Annotated in this window: 16 protein-coding genes and 1 pseudogene; 11 read left to right on the top strand and 6 right to left on the bottom strand. The window is 67.8% G+C overall.

Translation table 11 applies throughout. The features are described from left to right. Positions 1 to 311: 311 nt before the first annotated feature. Positions 312 to 2,246, bottom strand: coding sequence for a 1-deoxy-D-xylulose-5-phosphate synthase (gene dxs / locus P12x_RS00560; RefSeq protein WP_435008862.1), 1,935 nt, complete (start codon positions 2,244 to 2,246; stop codon positions 312 to 314). Further along, positions 2,246 to 3,181 carry a polyprenyl synthetase family protein gene (locus tag P12x_RS00555; RefSeq protein ID WP_435008861.1) on the bottom strand — a complete coding sequence of 312 codons (936 nt, stop codon included), beginning with the start codon at positions 3,179 to 3,181 and terminating at the stop codon, positions 2,246 to 2,248. The genes dxs and P12x_RS00555 overlap by 1 nt, the downstream gene beginning before the upstream one ends. A gap of 354 nt (positions 3,182 to 3,535) precedes the next feature. Here P12x_RS00555 and P12x_RS00550 point away from each other — a divergent pair, with 354 nt between their 5' ends. The 3 genes from P12x_RS00550 to tilS are packed head-to-tail and all read left to right on the top strand — an operon-like array spanning position 3,536 to position 5,618. Continuing rightward, the gene (locus tag P12x_RS00550) at positions 3,536 to 3,844 is read left to right on the top strand and encodes a hypothetical protein (protein WP_435008860.1); all 309 of its coding nucleotides are present in this window, start codon (positions 3,536 to 3,538) and stop codon (positions 3,842 to 3,844) included. After that, positions 3,844 to 4,245 (top strand): type II toxin-antitoxin system VapC family toxin, encoded by a 402-nt coding sequence (locus tag P12x_RS00545; RefSeq protein WP_435008859.1) that lies wholly within the window; start codon positions 3,844 to 3,846, stop codon positions 4,243 to 4,245. Before P12x_RS00550 ends, P12x_RS00545 begins: the two co-directional genes overlap by 1 nt. After that, positions 4,242 to 5,618 (top strand): tRNA lysidine(34) synthetase TilS, encoded by a 1,377-nt coding sequence (tilS, locus tag P12x_RS00540; RefSeq protein ID WP_435008858.1) that lies wholly within the window; start codon positions 4,242 to 4,244, stop codon positions 5,616 to 5,618. The genes P12x_RS00545 and tilS overlap by 4 nt, the downstream gene beginning before the upstream one ends. Here the strand turns inward: tilS and P12x_RS00535 are convergent. Further along, positions 5,615 to 6,142 (bottom strand): hypothetical protein, encoded by a 528-nt coding sequence (locus P12x_RS00535; RefSeq protein WP_435008857.1) that lies wholly within the window; start codon positions 6,140 to 6,142, stop codon positions 5,615 to 5,617. The genes tilS and P12x_RS00535 overlap by 4 nt on opposite strands. Positions 6,143 to 6,355: 213 nt before the next feature. Here P12x_RS00535 and P12x_RS00530 point away from each other — a divergent pair, with 213 nt between their 5' ends. The 5 genes and pseudogenes from P12x_RS00530 to P12x_RS00510 all read left to right on the top strand — a co-directional run bounded on the left by P12x_RS00530 (position 6,356) and on the right by P12x_RS00510 (position 15,030). Beyond that, positions 6,356 to 7,645 (top strand): ArnT family glycosyltransferase, encoded by a 1,290-nt coding sequence (locus P12x_RS00530; protein WP_435008856.1) that lies wholly within the window; start codon positions 6,356 to 6,358, stop codon positions 7,643 to 7,645. A gap of 222 nt (positions 7,646 to 7,867) precedes the next feature. Beyond that, entirely contained in the window at positions 7,868 to 11,152 is a 3,285-nt protein-coding gene (locus tag P12x_RS00525; protein ID WP_435008855.1) for an AsmA family protein, read from the top strand. A gap of 78 nt (positions 11,153 to 11,230) precedes the next feature. Beyond that, entirely contained in the window at positions 11,231 to 12,172 is a 942-nt protein-coding gene (locus P12x_RS00520) for a methyltransferase domain-containing protein (RefSeq protein ID WP_435008854.1), read from the top strand. Between the two features lie 118 nt (positions 12,173 to 12,290). After that, a pseudogene (locus P12x_RS00515) lies at positions 12,291 to 12,371 on the top strand (ribosomal protein L7/L12); the annotation flags it as partial. A 445-nt stretch (positions 12,372 to 12,816) separates the two neighbouring features. Then, on the top strand, positions 12,817 to 15,030 hold the full coding sequence (locus P12x_RS00510) for a BatA domain-containing protein (RefSeq protein ID WP_435008853.1): 2,214 nt from the start codon (positions 12,817 to 12,819) through the stop codon (positions 15,028 to 15,030). Between the two features lie 6 nt (positions 15,031 to 15,036). Here the strand turns inward: P12x_RS00510 and P12x_RS00505 are convergent, their stop codons facing one another. Both P12x_RS00505 and P12x_RS00500 read right to left on the bottom strand, forming a co-directional pair. After that, positions 15,037 to 15,684: a DUF502 domain-containing protein gene (locus P12x_RS00505; RefSeq protein WP_435008852.1), complete on the bottom strand. Its 648-nt coding sequence runs from the start codon at positions 15,682 to 15,684 to the stop codon at positions 15,037 to 15,039. A gap of 197 nt (positions 15,685 to 15,881) precedes the next feature. Further along, positions 15,882 to 17,123 (bottom strand): FAD-dependent oxidoreductase, encoded by a 1,242-nt coding sequence (locus tag P12x_RS00500; RefSeq protein WP_435008851.1) that lies wholly within the window; start codon positions 17,121 to 17,123, stop codon positions 15,882 to 15,884. Between the two features lie 145 nt (positions 17,124 to 17,268). On the opposite strand from P12x_RS00500, the gene P12x_RS00495 reads away from it, so the two are divergent. Next, the gene (locus P12x_RS00495; protein ID WP_435008850.1) at positions 17,269 to 18,564 is read left to right on the top strand and encodes an acyltransferase family protein; all 1,296 of its coding nucleotides are present in this window, start codon (positions 17,269 to 17,271) and stop codon (positions 18,562 to 18,564) included. 61 nt (positions 18,565 to 18,625) lie between these two features. Here the strand turns inward: P12x_RS00495 and P12x_RS00490 are convergent, their stop codons facing one another. Continuing rightward, entirely contained in the window at positions 18,626 to 20,146 is a 1,521-nt protein-coding gene (locus P12x_RS00490) for a hypothetical protein (protein WP_435008849.1), read from the bottom strand. Positions 20,147 to 20,390: 244 nt separating this feature from the next. Between P12x_RS00490 and P12x_RS00485 the strand changes: the two genes are divergently transcribed. Both P12x_RS00485 and P12x_RS00480 read left to right on the top strand, forming a co-directional pair. After that, positions 20,391 to 20,696, top strand: coding sequence for a hypothetical protein (locus tag P12x_RS00485; RefSeq protein ID WP_435008848.1), 306 nt, complete (start codon positions 20,391 to 20,393; stop codon positions 20,694 to 20,696). 32 nt (positions 20,697 to 20,728) lie between these two features. Then, a complete protein-coding gene (locus P12x_RS00480) occupies positions 20,729 to 21,379 on the top strand; it encodes a hypothetical protein (RefSeq protein ID WP_435008847.1) in 651 nt (216 codons plus the stop codon). Positions 21,380 to 21,418 lie beyond the last annotated feature (39 nt).

Below are 21,418 nucleotides of genomic sequence, written 5' to 3'. Positions count from 1 at the left end.
CCCCCGGTCGCCCTGAATCCCCGAGGCCAGGCCCTGGGGGATTGGTCGCCGCCGATCTCCGCCCGAACTCTCAGAGCTCGGAGATCGGCCGGGGGGATTGGCCTGAACGGATCCTGATCCTCCGATTCTAGGACGACTCACGAGAAGTCGGCGTCAAAGAGGCGGCGAATGGCGAAGATTTCCGGGAAATTTCTTGGGATCCCACGCCCGCACTGGCGGGCGTGGCACACGGAAAGTCCGAGAATTTTCGCTCCGGATGGCGCGGGCCCCGGGCCTTGGGGACGACCGGCGACGAGCCCAGAGAGGGCCGATCAACCAGCCCAGGCCTCGGCGTCGCTGGTCAAGGCGGTGGGAAGACCGACGGCCCGGGCGAGTTCCAGGGCCGAGCGAGTCAGGCCGTCGATGTCGAGTCCGACCTCGGCGAGTTGCTCCTCGCGCTCGGCGTGGAGGACGAATCGGTCGGGGAGGCCGAGCCTCCGGACGTGGCTAGTATTCAGCCCGGCGTCATTGGCGGCTTCCAGGACGGCCGAGCCGAAGCCGCCGGGCAGGCAGCCCTCCTCGACGGTCAGGACGAAGCCGCACTCCTCGATCGCCTTGAGCGTCGTGGTCTTATCGAGCGGCTTGGCGAACCGGGCGTTGATCACGCCGACCCTCAGGCCGTGACGTTCGCGGAGCCGCTCGGCGGCCCTCAGGGCGGTAGTGACCAGGGTCCCGCAGGCCAGGAACATCCCGTCGGTCTCCCACTCCAGGATCTCGGCCTCGCCCAGGACGATCGGCTGGACCTCGCGATCGATCTGTTCGAGGTTCGTCTTGGGATAGCGGATCGAGGTCGGGCTGTCGTGGTGGAGGGCGAAATCGAGCATCGGCGCGACGTCCTTCTCGTCGCCGGGGGCCATCACCACCATGTTCGGGAACATCCGCATATAAGCGATGTCGTAGCTCCCGTGGTGGGTCGGCCCGTCGGCCCCGACCAGGCCGGCCCGGTCGAGGGTGAACACGACCGGGAGGTCCTGGAGCGAGACCTCCTGGAAGATCTGGTCGAAAGAGCGCTGGAGGAAGGTGCTGTAGATGTCGACGACCGGCCGGGCTCCCGCCTTGGCCATCCCGGCGGCGAAGGCGACCGCGTGGCTCTCGCAGATCCCGGTATCGAAGAACTGCGAGGGGAAGGCCGTGCGGATCTTCTGGAGCTTGTTCCCCTCGCACATCGCGGCGGTCAGGACGGCCACCTTGGGGTCGGCCTTGAGCGCGTTGTAGAGGGCGTCGCTGACCGCGTCGGTGTAGGCCCGGCTGGACGAGGTGGTCAGCGGGATGATCCCGTCCTCGTGCCTCTGGAACGGCGAGGGGGCGTGGAACTTGACCGGGTCTTCCATCGCCGGGGGGAAGCCGTGCCCCTTGTCGGTCAGGACGTGGAGGAGGACCGGCCCGTCCATCGCCTTGACCTTCTCCAGGTAGTGCCGAAGGGTCTTCATGTCGTGGCCGTCGATCGGCCCGATGTAGGCGAAGCCCAACTCCTCGAAGAGCATCCCGCCGTGGAGCGAGGCCTTGATGGCGTCCTTCATCTGCTGGAGCCAGCGATCGGCCTGGTCGCCGACCAGCGGGATCGAGGGCAGGAGCTTGCGGAGCTTCTTGTTCCAGTCGTTGTAGGTGGTGGCCATCCTCGCCTTGTCGAGGTAGTACCCCACGCCGCCGACCCGGGGGCAGATCGACATTTGATTGTCGTTGAGGACGACCAGGAACTTCTTGCCCAGGCCGGTGGCCGCGTTGTTCAGGCACTCGAAGACGATGCCCGAGGGGAACGCGCCGTCGCCGATCACGGCGACCGAGTGCCGCTCGGGGTGGCCGGTCAGCTCGTCGCCCGCCCGGAGGCCCAGGGCGGTCGAGGGGGCACAACCGGCGTGCCCGGTCATGAAGAGATCGAACGGGCTTTCCGAGGGGTTGGGATACCCCATCAGGCCCCCCTTGGTCCGGATCGTGTGGATCGATTCGGCCCGGCCGGTGATCAGCTTGTGGGGATAGACCTGGTGCCCGGTGTCCCAGATCAGCCGATCGGTCCGGAAGTCGAAGGTCTGGTGCAGGGCCAGGCAAAGCTCGACCACGCCGAGGTTGCTGGCGAAGTGCGCGGGCCGATGGTTGACGACGCTGATCAGCTCATCGCGCATCTCGGCGGCAAGCTGTTCGAGCTCCTTCTCCGAGAGCGTCTTCAAGTCGTTCGGCGACTTGATCTTTGCCAACACCGCGCTGCTCATCAGCGGTCCCTTTCCAGTAGATCCAGGGCCAAGGCCCGCAACGGCTCGCCACGGCGCCCGAGGGGTGCCAGTGCCTCGATCGCCTCGTCGGCCAGCTCGGCGGCACGCCGCCGGCTCCCTTCGAGGCCGAGGAGCCCGGGGTAGGTCCACTTCCCCAGGCCATGATCTTTGTTGACTCGTTTGCCCAGCTTGGCCTCGTCCCCCTGGACGTCGAGCAGGTCGTCGACGATCTGGAAGGCCAGGCCCACCGCATGCCCGTAAGCATCCAGGGCCCGGAGGATCGCCCCATCGGCCCCGGCGACGATCGCGCCCATCTTCAAGCTAGCACGCAGGAGTGCCCCGGTCTTCCGTCGGTGGATGGCCTCGAGGGCGGCCAGGGTGGCGTCGGTCCGCCCTTCGGCCTGGAGGTCGGCCATCTGCCCGCCGACCATCCCGGCCGGGCCGGACCCCTCGGCCAGGGCCAGGACGCACCGGGCGGCGGCCTCGGGCGGCTGGACGTCGCGGGCCACGACCTCGAAGGCCAGGGTCAGCAGGGCGTCACCGGCCAGGACCGCCGTGGCCTCATCGAACGCCTTGTGGCAGGTCGGACGCCCCCGGCGGAGGTCGTCGTCGTCCATGCTCGGCAGATCGTCGTGGATCAGGGAATAGGTGTGGACCATCTCCAGGGCGCACGCCGCGGGCATCGCCGAGTCGAGGTCGGCCCCGCAGGCGTCGGCGGCCATCAGGGCCAGGATCGGCCGGAGCCGCTTGCCGCCGCCAAGCAAGCTGTAGCGCATCGCCTCGGCCAGCCGGGGCGGGCACGCGGCCGTGGGGTCGGGCCCCAGATCCGAGTCGGGGAGATATCCCGCCAGGGCCTCTTCGACCCGTCGACGGATCTCGCGAAGGTCATGGGAGAGCCCGGGCTCGGCGGTCTCGATGGGCGTAGTTGTCGTCATGGGGCGATCGCGAACGTTGCGGGTCGGGACGGACTTCGAAGGCGGGACGGCCCACCGTCCGTGAGGGCCAAAATCAGCCCGCTCGGGGTGCCCGACCGGCTCCCCTATTGTTGACATTCGAGATCCGATTGTCCATCCGACACCCGAATTGAAACCGGGTGGATTTCGGGTTTCAGAAAATCCACCCACACCCGACAAAATAGGGATAATAGGGTGAATTTAACGAGAGCCGCCCATTATTGCACCTCGATGAGCCCTTCGGAGTGGCGCCGAGTGTCTCGATCCGTTGCGGGTGAGCGTGAACCGAGTCCATAATCGAGAAGTCGGGCAACCTCGTCCTTGCTGGACCGAACCATGAACGAGACCTCCAACGTCGTCCGGGGCATCCTGAAGGTCGACGGCACCCTGAAGCTCGACCAGCGCCCCTCCGTGCCGGCAGGCCCGGTCAAGGTTACGATCCGCCCCCTGGCTACTGAGGATCGTGAAGAAGACATCTGGGAGTACATGCAAAGAAGCCGGGCTGAACTCGAGGCTGCGGGCCACAGATTCCGAACCAAGGAGGAGATCGACTCAGCATTGGAGGACGACCGGGATTGGGACGGTAAGATCGACGAAGTCTACCGCCAGTTCGAGGAAGAACGTCAACGCTCCACCGGACCGTGATGCTCATTTACACCGATTCTGTCATTCCGATCTACTATTACGATCACATCGGCCCGTTCCAGGCCCGAGCCTCGCGGAGGATCGCACTCCTGCTGGCGGCGGGTGATCAGATGACCGTCAGCAATCTGGTCCGGATGGAATGCCGGATCGGGCCATTACGAAGTGGTGATCGGGCAAGACTAGCGATCTTCGATGGATTCTTCGCATCGCCACAAGTCAGGTTCGCTCCACTAACTGCGGCCGTGTTCGACCGAGCCGCCGAGATCCGAGCCCGATACGGCTTCAAGACCCCGGACTCGATCCACCTGGCGGCCGCCGTCGAGTCTGGTTGCGATCGAATGCTGACCCGCGACTCCCGGCTCTTGCGATATCCGGACCTGACCGTCGAGATCCTCCCGTGAGGCCCCGCTGGCTCGCTCGAATTCAGGGGCACCTGGGCCGATTCCGGGGCTCGGGCCTGGTGGTGGCGGTCTCGGGCGGGGGGGATAGCGTGGGGCTCCTCCGGGCGATCCAGGCCGTGGGTTCGGGGTTGGATCTCCGGGTCTCGGTGGCCCATCTCGACCACGGCTCGCGCGGGGAAGAGTCCCGGGCGGATGCCCGATTCGTGGAGGAACTGGCCGCGAGCCTGGGCCTTCCGTTCGACCTCGGCCACTGGCGGGCGACCCGATCGGGGCATTTCGAGGCCGATGCCCGCCGGGCTCGCTATGAGTGGCTGGCCGGGGTGGCGCGAGCCCGAGGGGCATCGGTCGTGGCGGTCGGGCAGACGCTCGATGACCAGGCCGAGACGATCCTCCACCGGATTGTCCGGGGGACCGGCATCAAGGGTCTCGCGGGGATTCCCGCCCATCGGAGGTTGGCCCCGGGCGTGGTGCTCGTCCGGCCCTTGCTCGGCGTCACCCGGGAAGAGATCCGCGATTACCTCGCGGCGATCGGCCAGGACTTCCGCGAGGACGCCTCGAACCTCGACACCTCGCGTACTCGCGCCCGGCTCCGTCATGAGTTGCTCCCCACGCTGGCCGAGCACTACAACCCGGCCGTCGCCGAGGCCCTGGTCCGACTCGGCCGGCTGGCCTCGAACTCGAACCGGATCCTGGAAAAAATCGCTCGCGAACGGTCGGCCGCTCTGATCCTGACCGCGAGCCCCGATCGGATTGTCCTGGACCGAGCCGGCCTGGCCGCGCTGAACCCGTTCGAGCGGGCCGAGATCCTCCGCCATGCCTGGGATCGCGTCGGCTGGCCCCTCGGGGAGATGGACGCCCGACGATGGGGTCGACTGGCGAAGCTGGATCGCGGCCGGATCTCGATCGGAGCCGGGGTCGAAGCCGAGACCTCGGACGATCATCTCATCTTATCTCGATCACCCAGTCTGCCCGAACTTCCTCCTTGTGAATCGGTGGCTTTGTCCGTACCAGGCTGGGTTAATTGGGGAAACTGGCAGATTCTGGCGACCCTGGACCCGCTGAAAATTTCCGACGAGTGGGTCGACTTCGACCGGCTTCATCTCCCCCTCCGAGTCTGCCAGGCCCGGCCGGGAGACCGATTCGAGCCGCTGGGCCTGGAGGGGCGGAGCCAGCCGCTCAACGATTTCTTCCGAGGGCGGAAGGTCCCGAAATCCGAGCGAGGGACCGTTCCCATCGTCCGAGACGCGGAGGGGATCGTCTGGGTGGCCGGGCACCGGATCGCCCACCGGGTCCGACGAACCGAGGCGACGACCCGACTCCTTGGGCTCCGTCGGGCCTCGCTCTCGGATCCAGGGGCGTCGAGTTCGGATTAACGGGCGAAGGCGGTCCTGGACCGGTGACGCTTCCGTGACCGTTTCTTCGGCCGATGCTTCCCATGGTCGGCGCGATGGGCGATCAGTCCGCCCGAGACCGCGACCAGATGGGGCGGGATCGAGAGAAACGCCACGAGAGCGAGCCATTCGAAGGCGTAATGGACCACCTTGTTGGTCTGGCCCCAGCTTTCGCTGATGGCGATCAGACTGGCATTCAGGTTAATGATCATCTCGCGCAGGGCTTCGTCGAAGGTCGGGACGAAACCGATGGCCGCGAGGAAGGCCCCCGAAACGGGCAACCCGGCGGCCAGGAATCCGACCGTGAACATCTCGCAACGTTCCCCGAGCCGGAGGAGCCGATAGGCCCCGAAGACCAGGGCGTTGGCCATCGGCAGGAAGCCCAGGCCGTAGCCGGAGAGCTTCCCTCGGTCGTTCAGGAGAAGATCGCGGACGACCCCGAAGTCGAGGGCGCCGACGAGGATCACGAACAGCGTGGTCGTCATCGAGGCTCGGGGGAGCTTCATGGCATCCTCGGAACGATCGGGGCGGGCTGCTGACCGAGCGGGTGTCTTAACCCATTCGGGAGGAACGGACAAGCTCGATCGGGGCATCACCGAGGCGTCGAGCCTCCGTTTCCCCGCTTGACCCTCGGGTCGAGCCGTCGTACCATCCGGCCCTCCCCGATCGACCCCTCTCCGACGCTCCAGGCCCTTCTCCTCCTTGCCGGGCGGCGAAACATGTCCGCATCGAATCCCCAACATCCCCGAGCGGTCGACCGGGCGGCGTCCTGGACGCTGATCCTCGGGATCGCGCTGGGCCTCCGGGTGATCGCGGCGGCGCTGCTGACCTGGTACGTCGGGAGGAAGGGTACACTTTGCCTGTTCGCCGACACCAACATCTACTGGGAACTGGCCCGGACAATCGTGGAAGGGGAGCCTTACCGAGTCTCTCAGTGGGGGGTCCCTCATTACGCCTTGCGGACACCGGGCTATCCGCTGTTCCTGGCGGCCTGTCGCGCGATCTTCGGCCCGAGCTTGCCGGCGGTCCGGCTGGTCCAGGCGGGGCTCGGGGTCTTGGGGGTCTGGCTGGTCGCCCGGCTGGCGGCCTCGACGATCCCGTCGGTCCGGCGGTCGGGATCGGGATGGACGGTCCCGCTGGTCGCTGCGGCGCTCGCGGCGATCGATCCTTACATCGTGGGGATGTCGGCCCTGGTCCTCTCGGAGGCGCTGTTCCTCCCGCTGATGCTGGCCGGGCTCTGGGGGCTGGCCAGGCTCTGGCGAAGCGGGGACGAGCCGACGATCGTTCGGCCGGCGTCCATCGCGATCGGGACCGGGCTGGCGATGGGCGGGGCGATCCTGGCCCGGCCTTCGTGGGCCTTGTTCCTGCCGGGTGTCCTGGGGGCCTGGGTCCTCGAGGCGGGTCGGGGGAGGCGGGTCGAAGCCCTGCGCCGGGCGTTGATCGTCGGGGTGGCCTCGGCGGCGATCCTGGCCCCCTGGTGGGCCCGGAACGCCCGGATCTTTGGCCGCTTCGTGCCGACGGCCCTGTGGGTCGGGGCCAGCCTTTATGACGGGATCGGCCCCCAGGCCAACGGCGAGAGCGACATGAGATTCGTCGACGAGCCCGACGTCCGGGCCCTCGGCGAGTCCGAGCAGGATGCCGTCTTCCGCGAGCGATCCATCGCGTTCGCCCGCTCGAACCCGCGCCGGGTCCTGGCCCTGGCGGGGGTCAAGTTCGGCCGGTTCTGGAGCCCCTGGCCCAATGCCGACGCCCTGAAGTCGCCCGGCGTGGCCCTGGCCTCGGCCCTGATCACGATCCCGGTCTATCTTCTGATCGGTCTGGGAATCTGGGATCGACGACGAGACCCCAGGGCCCTGGTGCTCCTGGCCGGCCCCCTGCTCTATTTCTGCCTGCTCCACATGGTGTTCGTCAGTTCGATCCGCTACCGGATCCCCGGCGAGGTCCCCGCCCTGGGGCTGGCCGCGGCCGGGCTCGGCCGGCTGATGGGCGGGAGGTCGGGCGATGAATGAACCGTATCTCGAATGCTCGGTCTCCCCTGCCTCCCTCTCCCTTAGGGAAAGGGCCGGGGTGAGGGTCATCTCCAATCCGGTGACACCCGACGATCCTGGTTCGAATCTCGAGGAAATTGCGACGGCCCCTCACCCCGGCCCTCTCCCAAAGGGAGAGGGAGGCGGAGACGCGGAGTCTCGTCGGCCCCCGACCATGGCGGATACCCGGGAGGACCTCGACCGATGAGCATTCGTCGAAAATGCCGGAAGGCGGCCTTCTGGGGCTGCCTGCTGGTCCTGACGGTCCTGGTCGGCGGGGTGATCGCCGCGTATCAGTACGCCACGGATAGCGAGACGATCGCGGAGGCGATCCGTCGCGAGTCGCCCCGATTCTTCCCGGGGTGCCGGGTCGACGTCTACAAGGCCAAGATCAAGCCCTTCGTCGGGGAGCTCACGCTCTCCAACCTCCGGGCTCGCGAGGTCGGCCCGGACCTCGGGCCACTCGTCGGCCAGGCGGCCCGGATCATGGTCAAGTTCGACCCATGGGGGATGTTCAAGGGGCGGTTCGAGGCCCGCGAGGTCCTGATCAACAAGCCGTTGATCCGGCTCCGGCGACGGCCCGACGGCTCGTGGAATCTCCAGGGTCTGGTCGCCGACCCCTGGCCCGGCCCGCTGGGAATGGCCACCCCGCCGATCAGCGTGCAGGACGGGACCGTCGAGCTGTCCGAGGATGCCTCCGGGGCCGTCCTGACGCTCCTCCACGACGTCGCGATCACCTTCCCGGCCTCCGAGGCGGGCACACCCATCTCCTTCGACCTGACCGCCAAGGGGGACTTCGTCGACCGGGTCCACGTCGCGGGGACGTTCGACCCGCTCACCGGTCGGGCCGAGATCACGGCGGGGGATGTGGCCCGTCTCAACCTCTCGGCGACGATCCGCGACCGCCTGCCCGCGCGATTCCGCGATGCCTTGAAGGAGGCCGGGCTGGCCGGGGGCGAGGTCGACGCGAATCTCGCCAGCCTGAACTTCGACCCCGAGGCGACCCCCTCGCTCCGCTATGCCGGCTCGGCCCGGCTCCGCTACGGGACCTGGAAATGCGACAAGCTCCCCTTCCCCATCAATGACATCTCGGCCGACGTCGAGGTCCGCGACGGCCGACTGGCGGTCACACGGGCCTCCGGGATCGATGGCGCGACGAGCTTCCGGCTCAAGGGCCGGATCACGCTCGACGACCCGGTCGGAGGCCCCTTCGAATGCCGGCTGGAGGCCAAGAACCTCCCGCTCGACGAGCGACTCCGCCGGTTCACCCCGGGGGAGCACAAGGAGATCTGGGACCTGTACTTCCCCGAGGTCGGCAAATCCCCCTCGATCGCCGCCGGTTGGGTCAATGCCGTGGTGGAGGCGTCCCGGCCGAAGGCCGGGGCCGAGATCGCCGCGGTCGTCGACGTCACCGACATGGACGTCTCGGTCAAATACCGACACTTTCCCTACAAGGTCGACCACGTCCGGGGCCAGCTCCACGCGACCCCGAAACGGCTGACCCTGGCCATGAACGCGACCATCGGGAGAGGCCCGCTCCTGGTCTCGGGGACCGTCGACAACCCCGGGCCCGACGCCGTGGCCAATCTCGACTTCGAGGCCGAGTCGCTCCCGATCGACGACGCCCTCTTCCAGGCCATGCCCCCCGACGTCCGCAAGGTCGTCTCCGACTTCGACCCCTCGGGCCTGGTCCGGGGCAAGGCCCACCTGCTCCGCGAGCCCCCCAGGAAGCCGGGCGACGACCCCATCGGCGTGGTCAAGCTGGACGCCATCGCGGACCTGATCCCCGGCACTTGCGAGGTCACCTGGAAGGAGATGAAGTACCCGGTCCGGAACCTGACCGGGACCCTGGAAATCCACCCCGACGACTGGACCTTCACCGGGATGCGCGGCAACAACGGCCAGGCGGTCATCACCGGAGGGGGACGGGTCCGGCAGATCCGCAAGAATCAATTCAAGGTCGCCCTGGACCTCAAGGCCGAGAATCTGCCCTTCAGCGAGGAACTCCAGAAAGCACTCCCGGCCCAATGGCAGAAGCCCTGGGAGACGCTCAACCCGAGCGGGGCCTGCGACATGGAGGCGACCATCGACGTCGACCCCGATCGCCGGCCCAAGACCGACCACAACCGGGTCGTGATCTTCCCGAGGAAGCGGACCAGCGTGAAGCTGGTGGTCATCCGCGAGCCCAGGCCGGGAATCGACCCGGGCGCGACGGTGGAACTGCGGATGGACGACGTGACCGGCCGGTTCGTGATGGATACCACCAAGGAGCCCCCGACCGAGATGACCGATGTCGGGTTCAACTTCCACGGTTCGCCCGTGAGCCTGACTTACGGGCAGGTCGACGTCGAGGACAGCGGCGCGTTCCGCCTGGGTCTGACCGGGTTGGAGGTCGCGAACCTCCGGCTCGACGAGGGACTCCGCCAGAAGATGCCGCCGGAGATGGCCAACTCGTCCCGACGGCTCGACGACGTCCGGATCCCCAAGATCCGGACCAACCTGGGCCTGGGGTGGTCGGGCAAGCCCGGCGACTCGGCCTGGTGCCGATGGGAGGACGCGCTGGTGATCCTGAGCGACAACCGGGTCGAGGTGGGAGGCGACCTCGGCCTCGAACATATCCAGGGGCAGTTGGAGGGGCTCCACGGCCTCTTCGACGGCCAGTCGCTGGAGGTCCACGGCAAGCTGAACCTCGATAGCGTGAACGTCCTCGACCAGCAGTTGACCGGCCTGAAGGCCGACTTCGACCTGGAAAAGGGCCGGGCGAGCCTGGACCGGATCACGGGCTCGTTGCTGGGCGGATCGCTCCAGGGTCAGCTCCATTCCACCCTGGAAGCCACCCCGCGCTACTCGGTCGCCCTGTCGGTGGACAAGCTCGACCTCCGCGACTATGCCCGGAACCTCCGGGGCCACCAGAGCTTCAAGGGGCTCGTGACCGGCTCGATCGAGGTCCAGGGGCTGGGCTACGACCCCCATGCCATCAACGGGAGGGGCGAGGCCCGGGTGGACCAGGGCGACCTCGGCGAGCTGCCGGTGGTCCTCCGATTCATCAACGTCCTGAAGCTGGCCAAGGAGACCAAGACCGCCTTCGACTCGGCCAAGGTCGACTTCCTGATCAAGAACGGCGAGACGACCCTCGACCCGCTCCGCTTCTCCGGGAATGCCTTCAGCCTCGACGGCAAGGGGACGCTCGACGTCCGGGGCGAGCTCGACCTGAAACTCCGGATCCTGGCCGGGAGGGACAACTTGCACCTCCCGATCCTCAGCGACTTCAGCCGAGAGTTCAGCGGCCAGTTCCTGGTTGTCCGCGTCCAGGGGCCGGCGTCCGCCCCCACCTTCAAACCCCAGGCCATCCCGCTGACCAGCGAACTATTCCGTCGTAGGGAGGAACGCCCCGCCCGGAGGGAACTCCTGCTCCCGAGCTTTAGGACCTACAAGGAGTCCCGGATCAAGGCCGGGGTCGCCTCGACGCCCCGAGGGCCGGTCGAGTGACTCTCAGCCTCTCGGATCTAGACCTCGAAGCGGCCGACCGCCGTTCCGTCCCGGCACCTCGCGACGTAGAATGGTCGGATGAACGCTGAACTCCTCGGATTGCTCCGATGCCCGGACTGCTCCGGCCCTCTCGAACGGGTTGGGGCCGAGGGGCTCCGATGCCCGGCTTGCGGGACCTCGTACCCCCTAACGGGGGGCATTCCCCGGTTCGCGGGCGAGGGGTACGTCGCCAGCTTCGGGCGGCAGTGGAACCGCTACGACGTGGCCCGCGACGAGGAAGATGAGGCTGTCTTCCGGGTCAAGACCGGCGTCGACGCCAGCGACCTGGCCGGAAAGCTCGTCCTCGATGCCGGATGCGGAGGAGGGCGCTACACGCTCCTGGCCGCGAGGCACGGGGCGAAGGTGGTCGGCGTCGACCTCAGCTCGGCCGTCGAGAAGGCCCGGACGCTCTGCGCGGATTATCCCGACGTGGAGATCGTCCAGGCCGACCTGACCCGGCTCCCGCTGGCCGAGGGGATCTTCGACCTCGCCTTCTCGATCGGAGTCCTGCACCACGGGCCCGACCCTCGGGGGGCATTCCGCGAGGTGGCGAGGAGGGTCAAGCCGGGGGGACGCCTGGCGGTCTGGCTCTACCGGCGGAACACCCCGCCCCAGGAGTGGGCCAACTCCTCGATCCGGGCGGCGACGACCCGCCTGCCCGCCCGGGTCCTGGAGCCGCTCTGCGTGGGCCTGGGGGCGGTCGGCGGGATCCCCGTCCTGAACAAGGTGCTCAACAAGGCCGCCAACTTCTCGAATCATCCCGACTGGACCCTCCGGGTCTGCGACAATTTCGACTGGTACGCCCCGAAGTATCAGTCGCACCACTCGGTCGACGAGCTGAAAAGCTGGTTCGCCGAGGAGGGTTACGACAATATCGTCGAGCTGCCCCCCGCGCGGTCGGGGCGGCTCTACGACTGGGCTTACCGGAACGACCTGGTCATCGGCAGCGGCGTGAACGTGGCCGGCACCCGTCGGGCTTGAAGGAGTCCCCTCGATGTTCGACGAGCCCGCGGATGAGTCCTTGACCCGGGCGGCCCCCGGCACTTATGACGACCTGATCGACGCCGAACGCGAACTCCTCTCACGCTCGGGCCTCTGGACCGGCAAGATCGCCCTGATCAAGGGGCTCCGCGACGCGACCGGACTCGGCCTGAAGGAGGCAAAGGAAGCCGTCGAAGGCTACATCGCCCGACGAGAAGGTCGGATGTCCGGTACCACCGACCCGAGCTGGATCGACGACCTCCTCGACGCCGAGCGAGCCGCCGCGCTCCGGGCAGGGCGTCCCCTGACCAAGATGCTGCTGATCAAGGCCCTCCGAGGGGCCTCGGGCCAGAACCTCCGCGATTCCAGACGCGCCGTCGAGGATTACCTCCGACGCAAGGGGGGCGAAGGCCTCCAGTCCGGCGGCGGTGGGGGCCTGGTCCTGCTGGTGATTCTCATCGGGATCGTCGGAGGACTGGCATACTGGCTCACCCGATGAGGTCGCGAAGTTGCGTTCTCGCGGTCCACCCCGTAGTGTGATGAGCCGGTTCGGTGGCTTTCCGCGGGGTCATTTCTTGCTCCCTCGCCCCTTGCGAGGGCGAAAGGAACGCATCGGTTGTCCGTGATGGCGCGAGGATTCCTTGATGGGCTGGGGCGTCCTCAATGCCGCGATGCTGCTGGGCCTGGCCGGGGTGGCGATCCCGCTGGTTATCCACCTCCTGAACCGGCGGAATGACCCGGTCGTCGACTGGGCGGCGATGCAATTCCTCGAATTCAGCCCTCGCGAGCAGCGGCGGCTGAACCTGGCCGAGATCCTGCTGATGCTCTCCCGGATGGCCCTCCTGGCGCTGGTGGCCCTGGCGCTAGCCCGGCCGTTCTGGACTCCTCGGGCCGCCTCCGCCTCATCCTCGGGCGCGAACCCTTCCGAGGGCTCCGCGACCCGTCGCGACGTGGTCCTCATCCTGGACGAGTCCGACGCGATGGCCCGACAATCGGGCGGGTCCACCCCCCGGGCTCGGGCGATCGCCTGGTCTCGGGCCTTCGTCAAGCGGCTCAGGGCGGGGGACTCGGTGGCCGTCCTGGCGGCCCGGGACCGCGTCCAACCACTGGTCGACCCGCCCAGCTTCGACCTGGAACTCGCGGATCAGGCCCTGGCGAATGCCCCCCCGGCCCGAGGTTCGGGGGACCTGGCATCGGCCCTGGGCGAGGCGTTCCGGATCCTGGAGCGGACCGGGAACCCGGCGCGAGACGTGGTGATCCTGTCCGACGGCCGTAGAACCCCCTGGAAGCCGGGCGAACGGGCTCGATGGTCGCTCCTCCGCGACCTCCGCGCGAGGATGCCGGTCCCCCCTCGGATCTGGGCCGCGTCGTTCGAGGGGCCGGGCGGCCCGGACGAATCCGCCCCCGATGGCTCGGTCGGCCCGCTGGAACTCTCGCGATCGGTCCTGACGCCCGGCCTGCCGGTCGAGGTGACCGCCGCGATCGCCAACGCCGGACCCGGCCCGATGACCCGGCCGGTCGAGCTGGTGATCGACGGGAAGGTCGTGCCCGGATCGTCGCGAGTCGTCGGCCCGATCCCGGCCGGGAGCAAGACCCCGGTGAGCTTCCGGGCCGAGTTCGACCGGGCGGGGAGCCACCTGATCGCGGTCCGGCTGGCCCCCGACTCCGACCCCCTGACCGTCGACGATGAAGCCGCCCGCCCGGTGACGGTCGCCTCGGCCCTGCCGGTCCTCCTGGTGGACGGCGAGCCCGGGCTGGAGCCCCTGAGCGGCGAGGCCGACTTCCTCCGAGCCGCGCTCGCCCCGACCGGCGACCCCTCGCCGCTGGTGCTGGCCTCGACGGTCGAGGCTCGCGACCTCCAGCCCCAGATGTTCCAGGCTCGGCGAGTCGTCGTCCTGGCCAACCCCGACCGGATCGGCCCCGAGCAGGCGGCGGCCCTCGGGGCGTTCGTCGAGTCGGGTGGCGGCCTCCTGATCGCCCCCGGCGACCGGATCGACGCCGACGCCTTCAACGAGCGGCTCGCCCGGGACGGCAAGGGGTGGCTCCCGGCCCGGATCGGCCCGCTCCGGGGGAACTTCGAGGCCCGGTCGGCGGTTGCCCATCCCGACCCCCGGACCTTCGACGGGCCGACGCTCGGGCCGCTCGGCCGGGGGGACGCCCCCGCGCTCGGCGAGGCCGACCTGTTCGCCTACCGGGTCCTCGAACCCGCCCCCGGAGCCATCGTCTCCGCCCGGCTCGATACCGGAGACCCCTGGCTGGTCGAGCGCCCCTTCGGCAAGGGACGCGTCGCGCTCCTGGCCGGGCCGATCGACGCCGAAGGGGGGACGCTCCCGGTCAGTCCCGACTTCGTCCCCTGGGCCCACGAGCTGATCGCCCACCTCGCCGCCGGGCTCGAAAATCCCAACGGGATCCGGCCCGGCGAGCCCCTGACCTTCGAACTCGATCCCGCCCCGAACGTCGAGACGCTGACCCTGACCACCCCTTCCGGGAACCAGGTCAGGCTGCCCGTCAAGCCATCCGGGAACTCCGCCCGGGTCCGGACCACCGAGACCGGAGAGCCCGGGATCTACCGGCTCGACCTGCCCGAGCCGCCCGGCGGCTCGCTCTATGCGGCCGTGGCCGGGGATGACCGGAACAACGACCCCTCGCCGCTGGAGCCGCCCGAGGCCGAGGCCCTGGCCCGGGGCTGGCCCCTCTCCTTCGAGACCGACCCGGCCCGGATGGCCGACCGCCTCCTGGCCGTCGACCGGGCCCGCCGGAGCGAGGTCTGGCACGCCTTGATCCTGGGGGCCCTCGCGGCCCTCTGCGTCGAAGTCTGGCTCACCCGGCAGATGGCCCGTCGACAGCCGGGATCGTGAGGAAACTCAGCTCGTGACCTGTCGATCGTTGCTGCCCTGGATTCCGGCACCTACCTCTCGGTTGCTCAGGAGCCGACCGGCGAGCGCACCCGCCCCGGTTCCGGACCGGGTCAGGCAGGCCAGCAGGTTGAGCATCGGGACGTCGAGGGTCTGTACCCTCTTGCCCTCGACGATGCGCACGGCCCCACTCGTCGGCGTTGGCGAGTCGGGCAGGAAGACCGTGCAGAACCCCGGCGGTCCTCGCTCGATCAGCAGAGCGAACGCCCAGCCGTCGTCCGTCTCTACCAGTACGGGTTCCGGCGGCGTCTCCGAGTTCAGGCCCGGGAAGCTCCCCATCGCCCCGCGCACCATGATGTACCCCGGCACCCGGTAGAGTATGGTCCGCTCCAGGCGATCGCTCAGCCGACGACCCGACCGCGTGCCGACGAAGAGCCCCGCGATCAGGAAGACCAGGAGGATGGCCGCGATCGAGATCAAGTCTTCGGCCAGGATGCCGAAGATGCGGTCCTCGGGGAACAGCCGGGCGACCGGCTGGGAGACGCGCTGGAGGAATTGGTAGCCCTCGCGAGCCAGCACGGCAACGAGCATGACGGGCACCAGGAAGAGGATGCCCCGCACGAGCGTGACCAGGAAAAACCGGCCGAGATATCGCATGATCGTCGATTGGACCTCCGCATCGTCCCGGTGAACCGATCGTCTCGGCTGCACGTCAATTCTCAGCCCACCGCGAGCGAGACACAAGCCGGTCCTACCCCGCGAGGACGACCGGGATGACGGCCGACCCCGACTGTTCTCGGCACCCGGAGCTTGCACGAGGTTCGATAACGGCAGCCTTCTCGCGGCCGACTCGACTACCCGGCCAGGATATCGGGCGTCCGGACGTGTTCGGGCCGGAAGCCGATGCCGATCAGCCGGGCGGGGATCCGGCGGAGGATCGGGAATCGCTTCAGGAGCTTGAGCGGCCAGGGGAGCTTCGGCGTGGTCCCGCCTCCGAGGACCCGGCCGATCACCCGCTCATGGGCCAGGACCTGGAGCCGCTGGGTCATCCTGGTCGGCCATTCCCGGCGGGCCTGGACCGCTTCGAGGTCGGCCGTGCTGGCTTTCCCGAGATGGAGCAGCGAGGGGACCAGCAAGTTCGCGGCGGCGACCGCATCCTGGATCGCGAGGTTGATCCCGACGCCCCCGACCGGCGACATCGCGTGGGAGGCGTCGCCGATGCAGAGGAGGCCCGGCCGGTGCCAGGTCTCCAGGTGGTCGATCACCACGGTCAGGAGCTTGATGTCATCCCAGCTTTTCAGCTCCTCGACCCGCCCCCCCAGGAAGGGGGCGATCTTCAGGATCGACTCGCGAAAGGCGGGGAGCCCCTCCCGGCGGAGTTCGTCGATCTCCCCTTTGGGGATGACGTAGCCGCACTGCCAGTAGTCGCCCCGGTAGATCATGACGAAGACCTGGCCGCTGCCGAACCGGCCGAGGGGCTGGTCGGGGTCGGTCGGGAGCCGGGAGATCCGCATCCAGAGGACGTCGATCGGGGCGGCCACGTCCTCGACGTGGAGGTGGGCCTGCTCCCGGGTCGTGGAGTGTCGCCCGTCCGCCCCGATGGTCAGCCCGGCCCGGACTTCGAGCGGCCCCTCCGGGGTCGAGGCGCGGACCCCGACGACCTCGCCGCCCTCCTCGATGAGTTCGCGGACGTCGGCCTGCATCTTGAGGCGGAAGGTCGGATAGCGCCCGGCGTGCTCGGCGAGGAAGTCCAGGAAATCCCACTGGGGCATCAGGGCGATGTATCGACAACGCGTCGGCAGATGGGAGAAGTCGGCCACCGGGACCTCGACACCCCCGACGACCGCCCCCAGATGCGGGGCCTCCTGGTGGGGCCGCTTGAGGAGGTCGTCCAGTAGCCCGAGTTCGTCCATCACCTGGAGGGTCGAGGGGTGGATCGTGTCGCCCCGGAAGTCGCGGAGGAAGTCGGCGTGCTTCTCCAGGACCAGGACATCGACCCCGGCCCTCGCCAGGAGGAACCCCAGGATCATCCCGGCGGGGCCGCCACCGACGATGCAACAGCGGGCTTCGAGCATCTGAGCGGCGTCGATGGACATGGTGGGGTTCCATATCGAGGTCTGATCTCAATCCACGGCTCGCGGCCCCGGCATCGGGGGGCTCCGGAGAGTTTACCGGAATCGAGGTGGACCGTGGACGCGACCGCGACGGGTTTCCTTCAAACCAGACGACAGCCAATCCTGCATGGATTCGAGTCGCTGGGTTGCCCGGAATCCGACTTCTCTGGAAGTGGCTCACCAGCTCGACGCCCCAACTGCTTCCCAGCACCCCCAAATCCATGGACGGAAACCATTCCCCCCCCAACGACTTAGATCGATAGACGCCTTGCGCGGCTTGGCGGCCCTGGTGGTGGTGCTGGCCCATTGCGTCGAACATGGCTCTTTCGTCGAGATGAATGCCATCCCCGCCTGGCTGGGCCTGACCTTCGACCGGATGTTTTCGTACGGGCGAGTGGGCGTCACGCTCTTTTTCTTGATCTCCGGACTGTGCATTCATCTACGATGGGCCCGGGCGAAAGCCCAGGGACGAACCCCGGACCTCGGCTTCGCCACCTTCTGGAAGAGGCGATTGTTCCGGCTTTATCCCCCCTTCCTGGCCGCGCTCGGGATCTACCTCGTGGCGCAGACATGGAGCGGGGCGATGCACTGGGACTCCTTCGGGGTTTATGACCTGCTCAGTCACCTCTTCATGCTCCACAACTTCGATGAGCGGACGATCTTCAGCATTGAAGGGGTCTTCTGGACGCTCGCCATCGAGGAGCAACTCTACCTGGCGTACTTCCTGCTCCTCCACGTCCGGGGCCGCTGGGGTTGGGGGTGGGCCTTGGCCTTGTGCCTGGTCGGGCGGATCGGCTGGTTCGGCCTGGCATTCGTCGTCAACCGTGCGTCGGGCGGATTCCGGCTCCCTCACGATGGGGGAAGCCTGGCCCACTGGTTCGTCTGGGCTTTGGGAGCCGTCGCGATCGAGACCGAGGCGGGCCTGATCACGCTCCCCGATTGGACGAAGAAAATGACCTACGCCGGTGCCTGCCTGGCCGCGGCCATCGCCTGCGATCTGGTCTCGGAATATCACCTCTTCGGGGGCGTGGCCTGGCGGCTGAGTTGGCTCGTCGGGGCCCCCCTCTGGGGAGTCGGCCTCTTCGTCCTGGTCAACAGGCTGATCTCGGCGGAGACCCGATGGCGGGCGAACAGCGGGCTACCCCGTCTCGTCAACGGTTTCGCGGCACTCGGCCTGTTTTCCTACTCAACTTACCTGATGCATCACTTCGTCCTGCTCCATCTCGATCCTCCCCTGTTCCGGAGCCTGGGGCTGGATGACTCCCTCGCGAATAAGCTACTCTCGCTGCCCCTCTGCTATGCGTTCTCCTGGATCTTCTTCCTCGGCATCGAAAGGCATTTCATCGCCCGGCCGGGCCAAGCGAAAGCCCGACAGGCCCGGGAGGCGGGCCTGACATCGCGTTGGACTTCCGTCGCTCGGTGAGCTGGCCCGACGGGGCCAGGCGCGAGCCGGGGGCTGACGCTGGCCGTTGGCGAAGGATCGCTCAGGAGACCAACTCGGCCAGTTCGTCCGGCCGAGGCTCGGGCTTGGCGAGACCCTCGGGGGCCGGGTCGGGGTGGATTTCCTTGACGACCCGCCTCCGGGCCGACGTGACCAGGTTATTGAACAAGAGCGCGAAACTCAACGCCGGGATCAGGGCCGCGGCCTGCGCGGCCTGGTGGCCGGGATAATCCGCAATCCCCGAAGAAAGGGTGATTCCCACGATCGGGCTGAGGCTGAACAGCGCGGCCGGCCAGGCCATGGTGTCAGGCCCTCCGGTCCGGGAGGCCGCGGCGATCGAGCCGAGCAGGAGCGGGATCAGCCAGGCGGTGAAGAGGAACAGGGCCATGAAGATCCCGGCCCGCTTGCCCCACCGGAGGTGGAAGTACTGGAGGGCCAGCCCGAAGTAAGCCACCACCAGGACCCCGATGGCGATCGACAGAGAGTACGAGACCGGCCCGCGCTGCGAAACCCAGGAAGAGGGCTCCTCGACCGCCCGCCAGACCACCGTGGGGGCGATCAGGACCACGGCGCAGAGGCAGAACAGGGCGATCCGGCTGAGCCCCCGATCCTCCCAGGCCGAGGGGTACTTCCGCCCCTCTCGGGCGGCCCGGCGGACCCCCTTGACGAACTCGTCGTGGCTCGGAGTGATCGACGCGACCATCACGATCGCCCCGAGGATCAGGGCGTAGAGTGTCGCCAGGGTCCATGGGAACTCGACCGTGATCGACCAGAGCCCCCCCATCAGCAGGAACGCCAGGCTCGACAGGCAGGCCACGGCCTCGGGCTTGGAGAGGGGATGCGCCCGCTCCGAGGCCATCTTGCGAGTCGAGGCGATCAGGAGGAACCCCATCGCGGGGAGGATGTACAGGGCCAGGACCACCAGCCAGGGCAACTCCAACCCGAAGAAGTTCATCGTGGGAGACTCATCGACGATCATCGTCGCGTTGGTGAACCCCGCGAACATGCCCCCGCCGCCGAACATGAGGAAAAGGACCAGCCCGACCACCCCGCGGGTCCCCGATTTCGTCGACTTCCAGGCCAACGCGTTGAACAACGCCAGGGCATGAAGGGCCCAGGCCGCCAGGACCAGCGGGACCATCAACTGGAACGCCCCGTAAAGGCTGGGCCGACCGGTGAACACGCAGATCAGCGAGAACGGCAGCGTCGCGGCGAACAGGAGATATTCCCGGATCGGTGCGCCGAAGAAGAACCCCAGGGCCACGGCCGCCGGGGCCATCGGAGAGGCCCGGTGGAAGTCGAGGATGCCCGACTCCCGGGCCTTGCCCACCGACGATCCCACCTGCGCCGCCCCCACGATCGCCAGGATGATCGCCTGGAGCCCCATCAGGCCCCCGAACGTCCCGCCCCCCCTCAGCCCATCGTACTGATACCCGGTCATCACGATGCAAAGGGCGATGATCATCACCACCGCGACCCACGGAAGGACCTGCATCCGCCGGAGCCTCGAACGGGCGTGCTTGACCAGGAGCGGATTATCGAGCCAGAGGGCCAGCCGGTTCATCGTGGGGGGACTCCCGCCGGAAAACGTTCGGAAAGGGCGAGCCAGGGAGGATCATACCAGCCGCCGGCGCGAAGTGCCTCGACCCGCCGGGGACACCGCCGATCATTATCCATCCGAAGGCGGATTCGTCGGAGCGAGGCGAATCTTGGAAAGACTCCGATCTCCCGCCGGAGCCCGAATTGTTTTTGTACGTCCGATTTCGTACAATGAAAAGCCGAATCGAACCCGGCATCGAGGCTACGTGATGGGATTCAAGGCCGTCCGGCAGGCGATGATTCAGGCCCTCAAGGACGGCCATTTCCAGCACGAGGAGCGGGCCCAGGCCGAGGGTAAGAATCTGCTCGCCAGCGGTGAGGTTTCCGTGGAGGAGGTCATCGGGCTGCTCCTTCGATGCACGGGCAAGCAGCACCAGACGAGCCTGCATCATGCCGACTCGTCGCAGGTCGTCCACATCTTCAAGCCGACCGATGGACCGAGTCGTTGGTACATCAAGGGATATCTCATCGAGCAGGACGGATTCATGGCGATCTTCATCAGCGTCCATCAGTAGGAAGTGGTCGCGAGATCGCGGGAGAGAAGGCCATGAGGTTGTATCGAGCGGGCGATCAATCGGCGGGGATCTGCGAGAATTGCCAGGCTCGGGTGAACACCCGGATGGAGTACCGGGACTACACGCCCAGCGGGTGGAGCGTCACAGTCCCCGACGTACTGGTCGCCGTCTGTGAGCGATGTGGTGAGGTCGTGGGCATCCCTCACCAGTCCACGCCCCGGATCAACGAGTACCGCGAGGACAAGACGACCGATCGGGAGGCGATCGAGGGTCGAGTGCCCCGGGCGATCGAGGACGCCGTCGAACTCGTGACGGCCTCGCTCGGAGGCGAGCCGAAGTCGGTCCGCACCGCGATCTTTCGCTATTACTTGAATCTCGTGGCCACAAACCCCGAAGTCGCCGAGGCGGTCAAGATCGGTTCCTTGAAACCGCTCGCGCAGGGCAAGGCGGACCGAAGGCTCTCCATCAAGATGCACCGCCATCGCTGGGAGCCCGCCTGGAGCGCGGCGAAGGCGGCCGGAATCGCGAACAAGGGGCAACTCCTGAGGGGGGTCGCCGTCCTCGCGGCCGACGATTTTCGGATCACCACCGATCACGATAAGGGCGGCAATCGCTCGAAGGCATCCAGGGCTTCGCAGGATCGACATGCCATGCTCAGGGCTCTCGCGAAGAATATGCCTTGATAATTCGATGAGCGGCCAGGAAATAGACATTTGCGGTGC

It is taken from the genome of Tundrisphaera lichenicola (assembly GCF_051175385.1).
Taxonomy (GTDB): Bacteria; Planctomycetota; Planctomycetia; order Isosphaerales; family Isosphaeraceae; genus Tundrisphaera; species Tundrisphaera lichenicola.
This window is presented reverse-complemented; position numbering and strand designations above follow the sequence as displayed.

Coding starts and splice junctions, on each gene's coding strand:
- P12x_RS00505 (WP_435008852.1), bottom strand. CDS start 15,684: ATGCGATATCTCGGCCGGTTTTTCCTGGTCACGCTCGTGCGGGGCATC.
- P12x_RS00530 (WP_435008856.1), top strand. CDS start 6,356: ATGTCCGCATCGAATCCCCAACATCCCCGAGCGGTCGACCGGGCGGCG.
- P12x_RS00500 (WP_435008851.1), bottom strand. CDS start 17,123: ATGTCCATCGACGCCGCTCAGATGCTCGAAGCCCGCTGTTGCATCGTC.
- P12x_RS00520 (WP_435008854.1), top strand. CDS start 11,231: ATGAACGCTGAACTCCTCGGATTGCTCCGATGCCCGGACTGCTCCGGC.
- P12x_RS00535 (WP_435008857.1), bottom strand. CDS start 6,142: ATGAAGCTCCCCCGAGCCTCGATGACGACCACGCTGTTCGTGATCCTC.
- P12x_RS00545 (WP_435008859.1), top strand. CDS start 3,844: ATGCTCATTTACACCGATTCTGTCATTCCGATCTACTATTACGATCAC.
- dxs (WP_435008862.1), bottom strand. CDS start 2,246: ATGAGCAGCGCGGTGTTGGCAAAGATCAAGTCGCCGAACGACTTGAAG.
- P12x_RS00555 (WP_435008861.1), bottom strand. CDS start 3,181: ATGACGACAACTACGCCCATCGAGACCGCCGAGCCCGGGCTCTCCCAT.
- P12x_RS00510 (WP_435008853.1), top strand. CDS start 12,817: ATGGGCTGGGGCGTCCTCAATGCCGCGATGCTGCTGGGCCTGGCCGGG.
- P12x_RS00480 (WP_435008847.1), top strand. CDS start 20,729: ATGAGGTTGTATCGAGCGGGCGATCAATCGGCGGGGATCTGCGAGAAT.
- P12x_RS00495 (WP_435008850.1), top strand. CDS start 17,269: ATGGATTCGAGTCGCTGGGTTGCCCGGAATCCGACTTCTCTGGAAGTG.
- P12x_RS00525 (WP_435008855.1), top strand. CDS start 7,868: ATGAGCATTCGTCGAAAATGCCGGAAGGCGGCCTTCTGGGGCTGCCTG.
- P12x_RS00485 (WP_435008848.1), top strand. CDS start 20,391: ATGGGATTCAAGGCCGTCCGGCAGGCGATGATTCAGGCCCTCAAGGAC.
- P12x_RS00490 (WP_435008849.1), bottom strand. CDS start 20,146: ATGAACCGGCTGGCCCTCTGGCTCGATAATCCGCTCCTGGTCAAGCAC.
- P12x_RS00550 (WP_435008860.1), top strand. CDS start 3,536: ATGAACGAGACCTCCAACGTCGTCCGGGGCATCCTGAAGGTCGACGGC.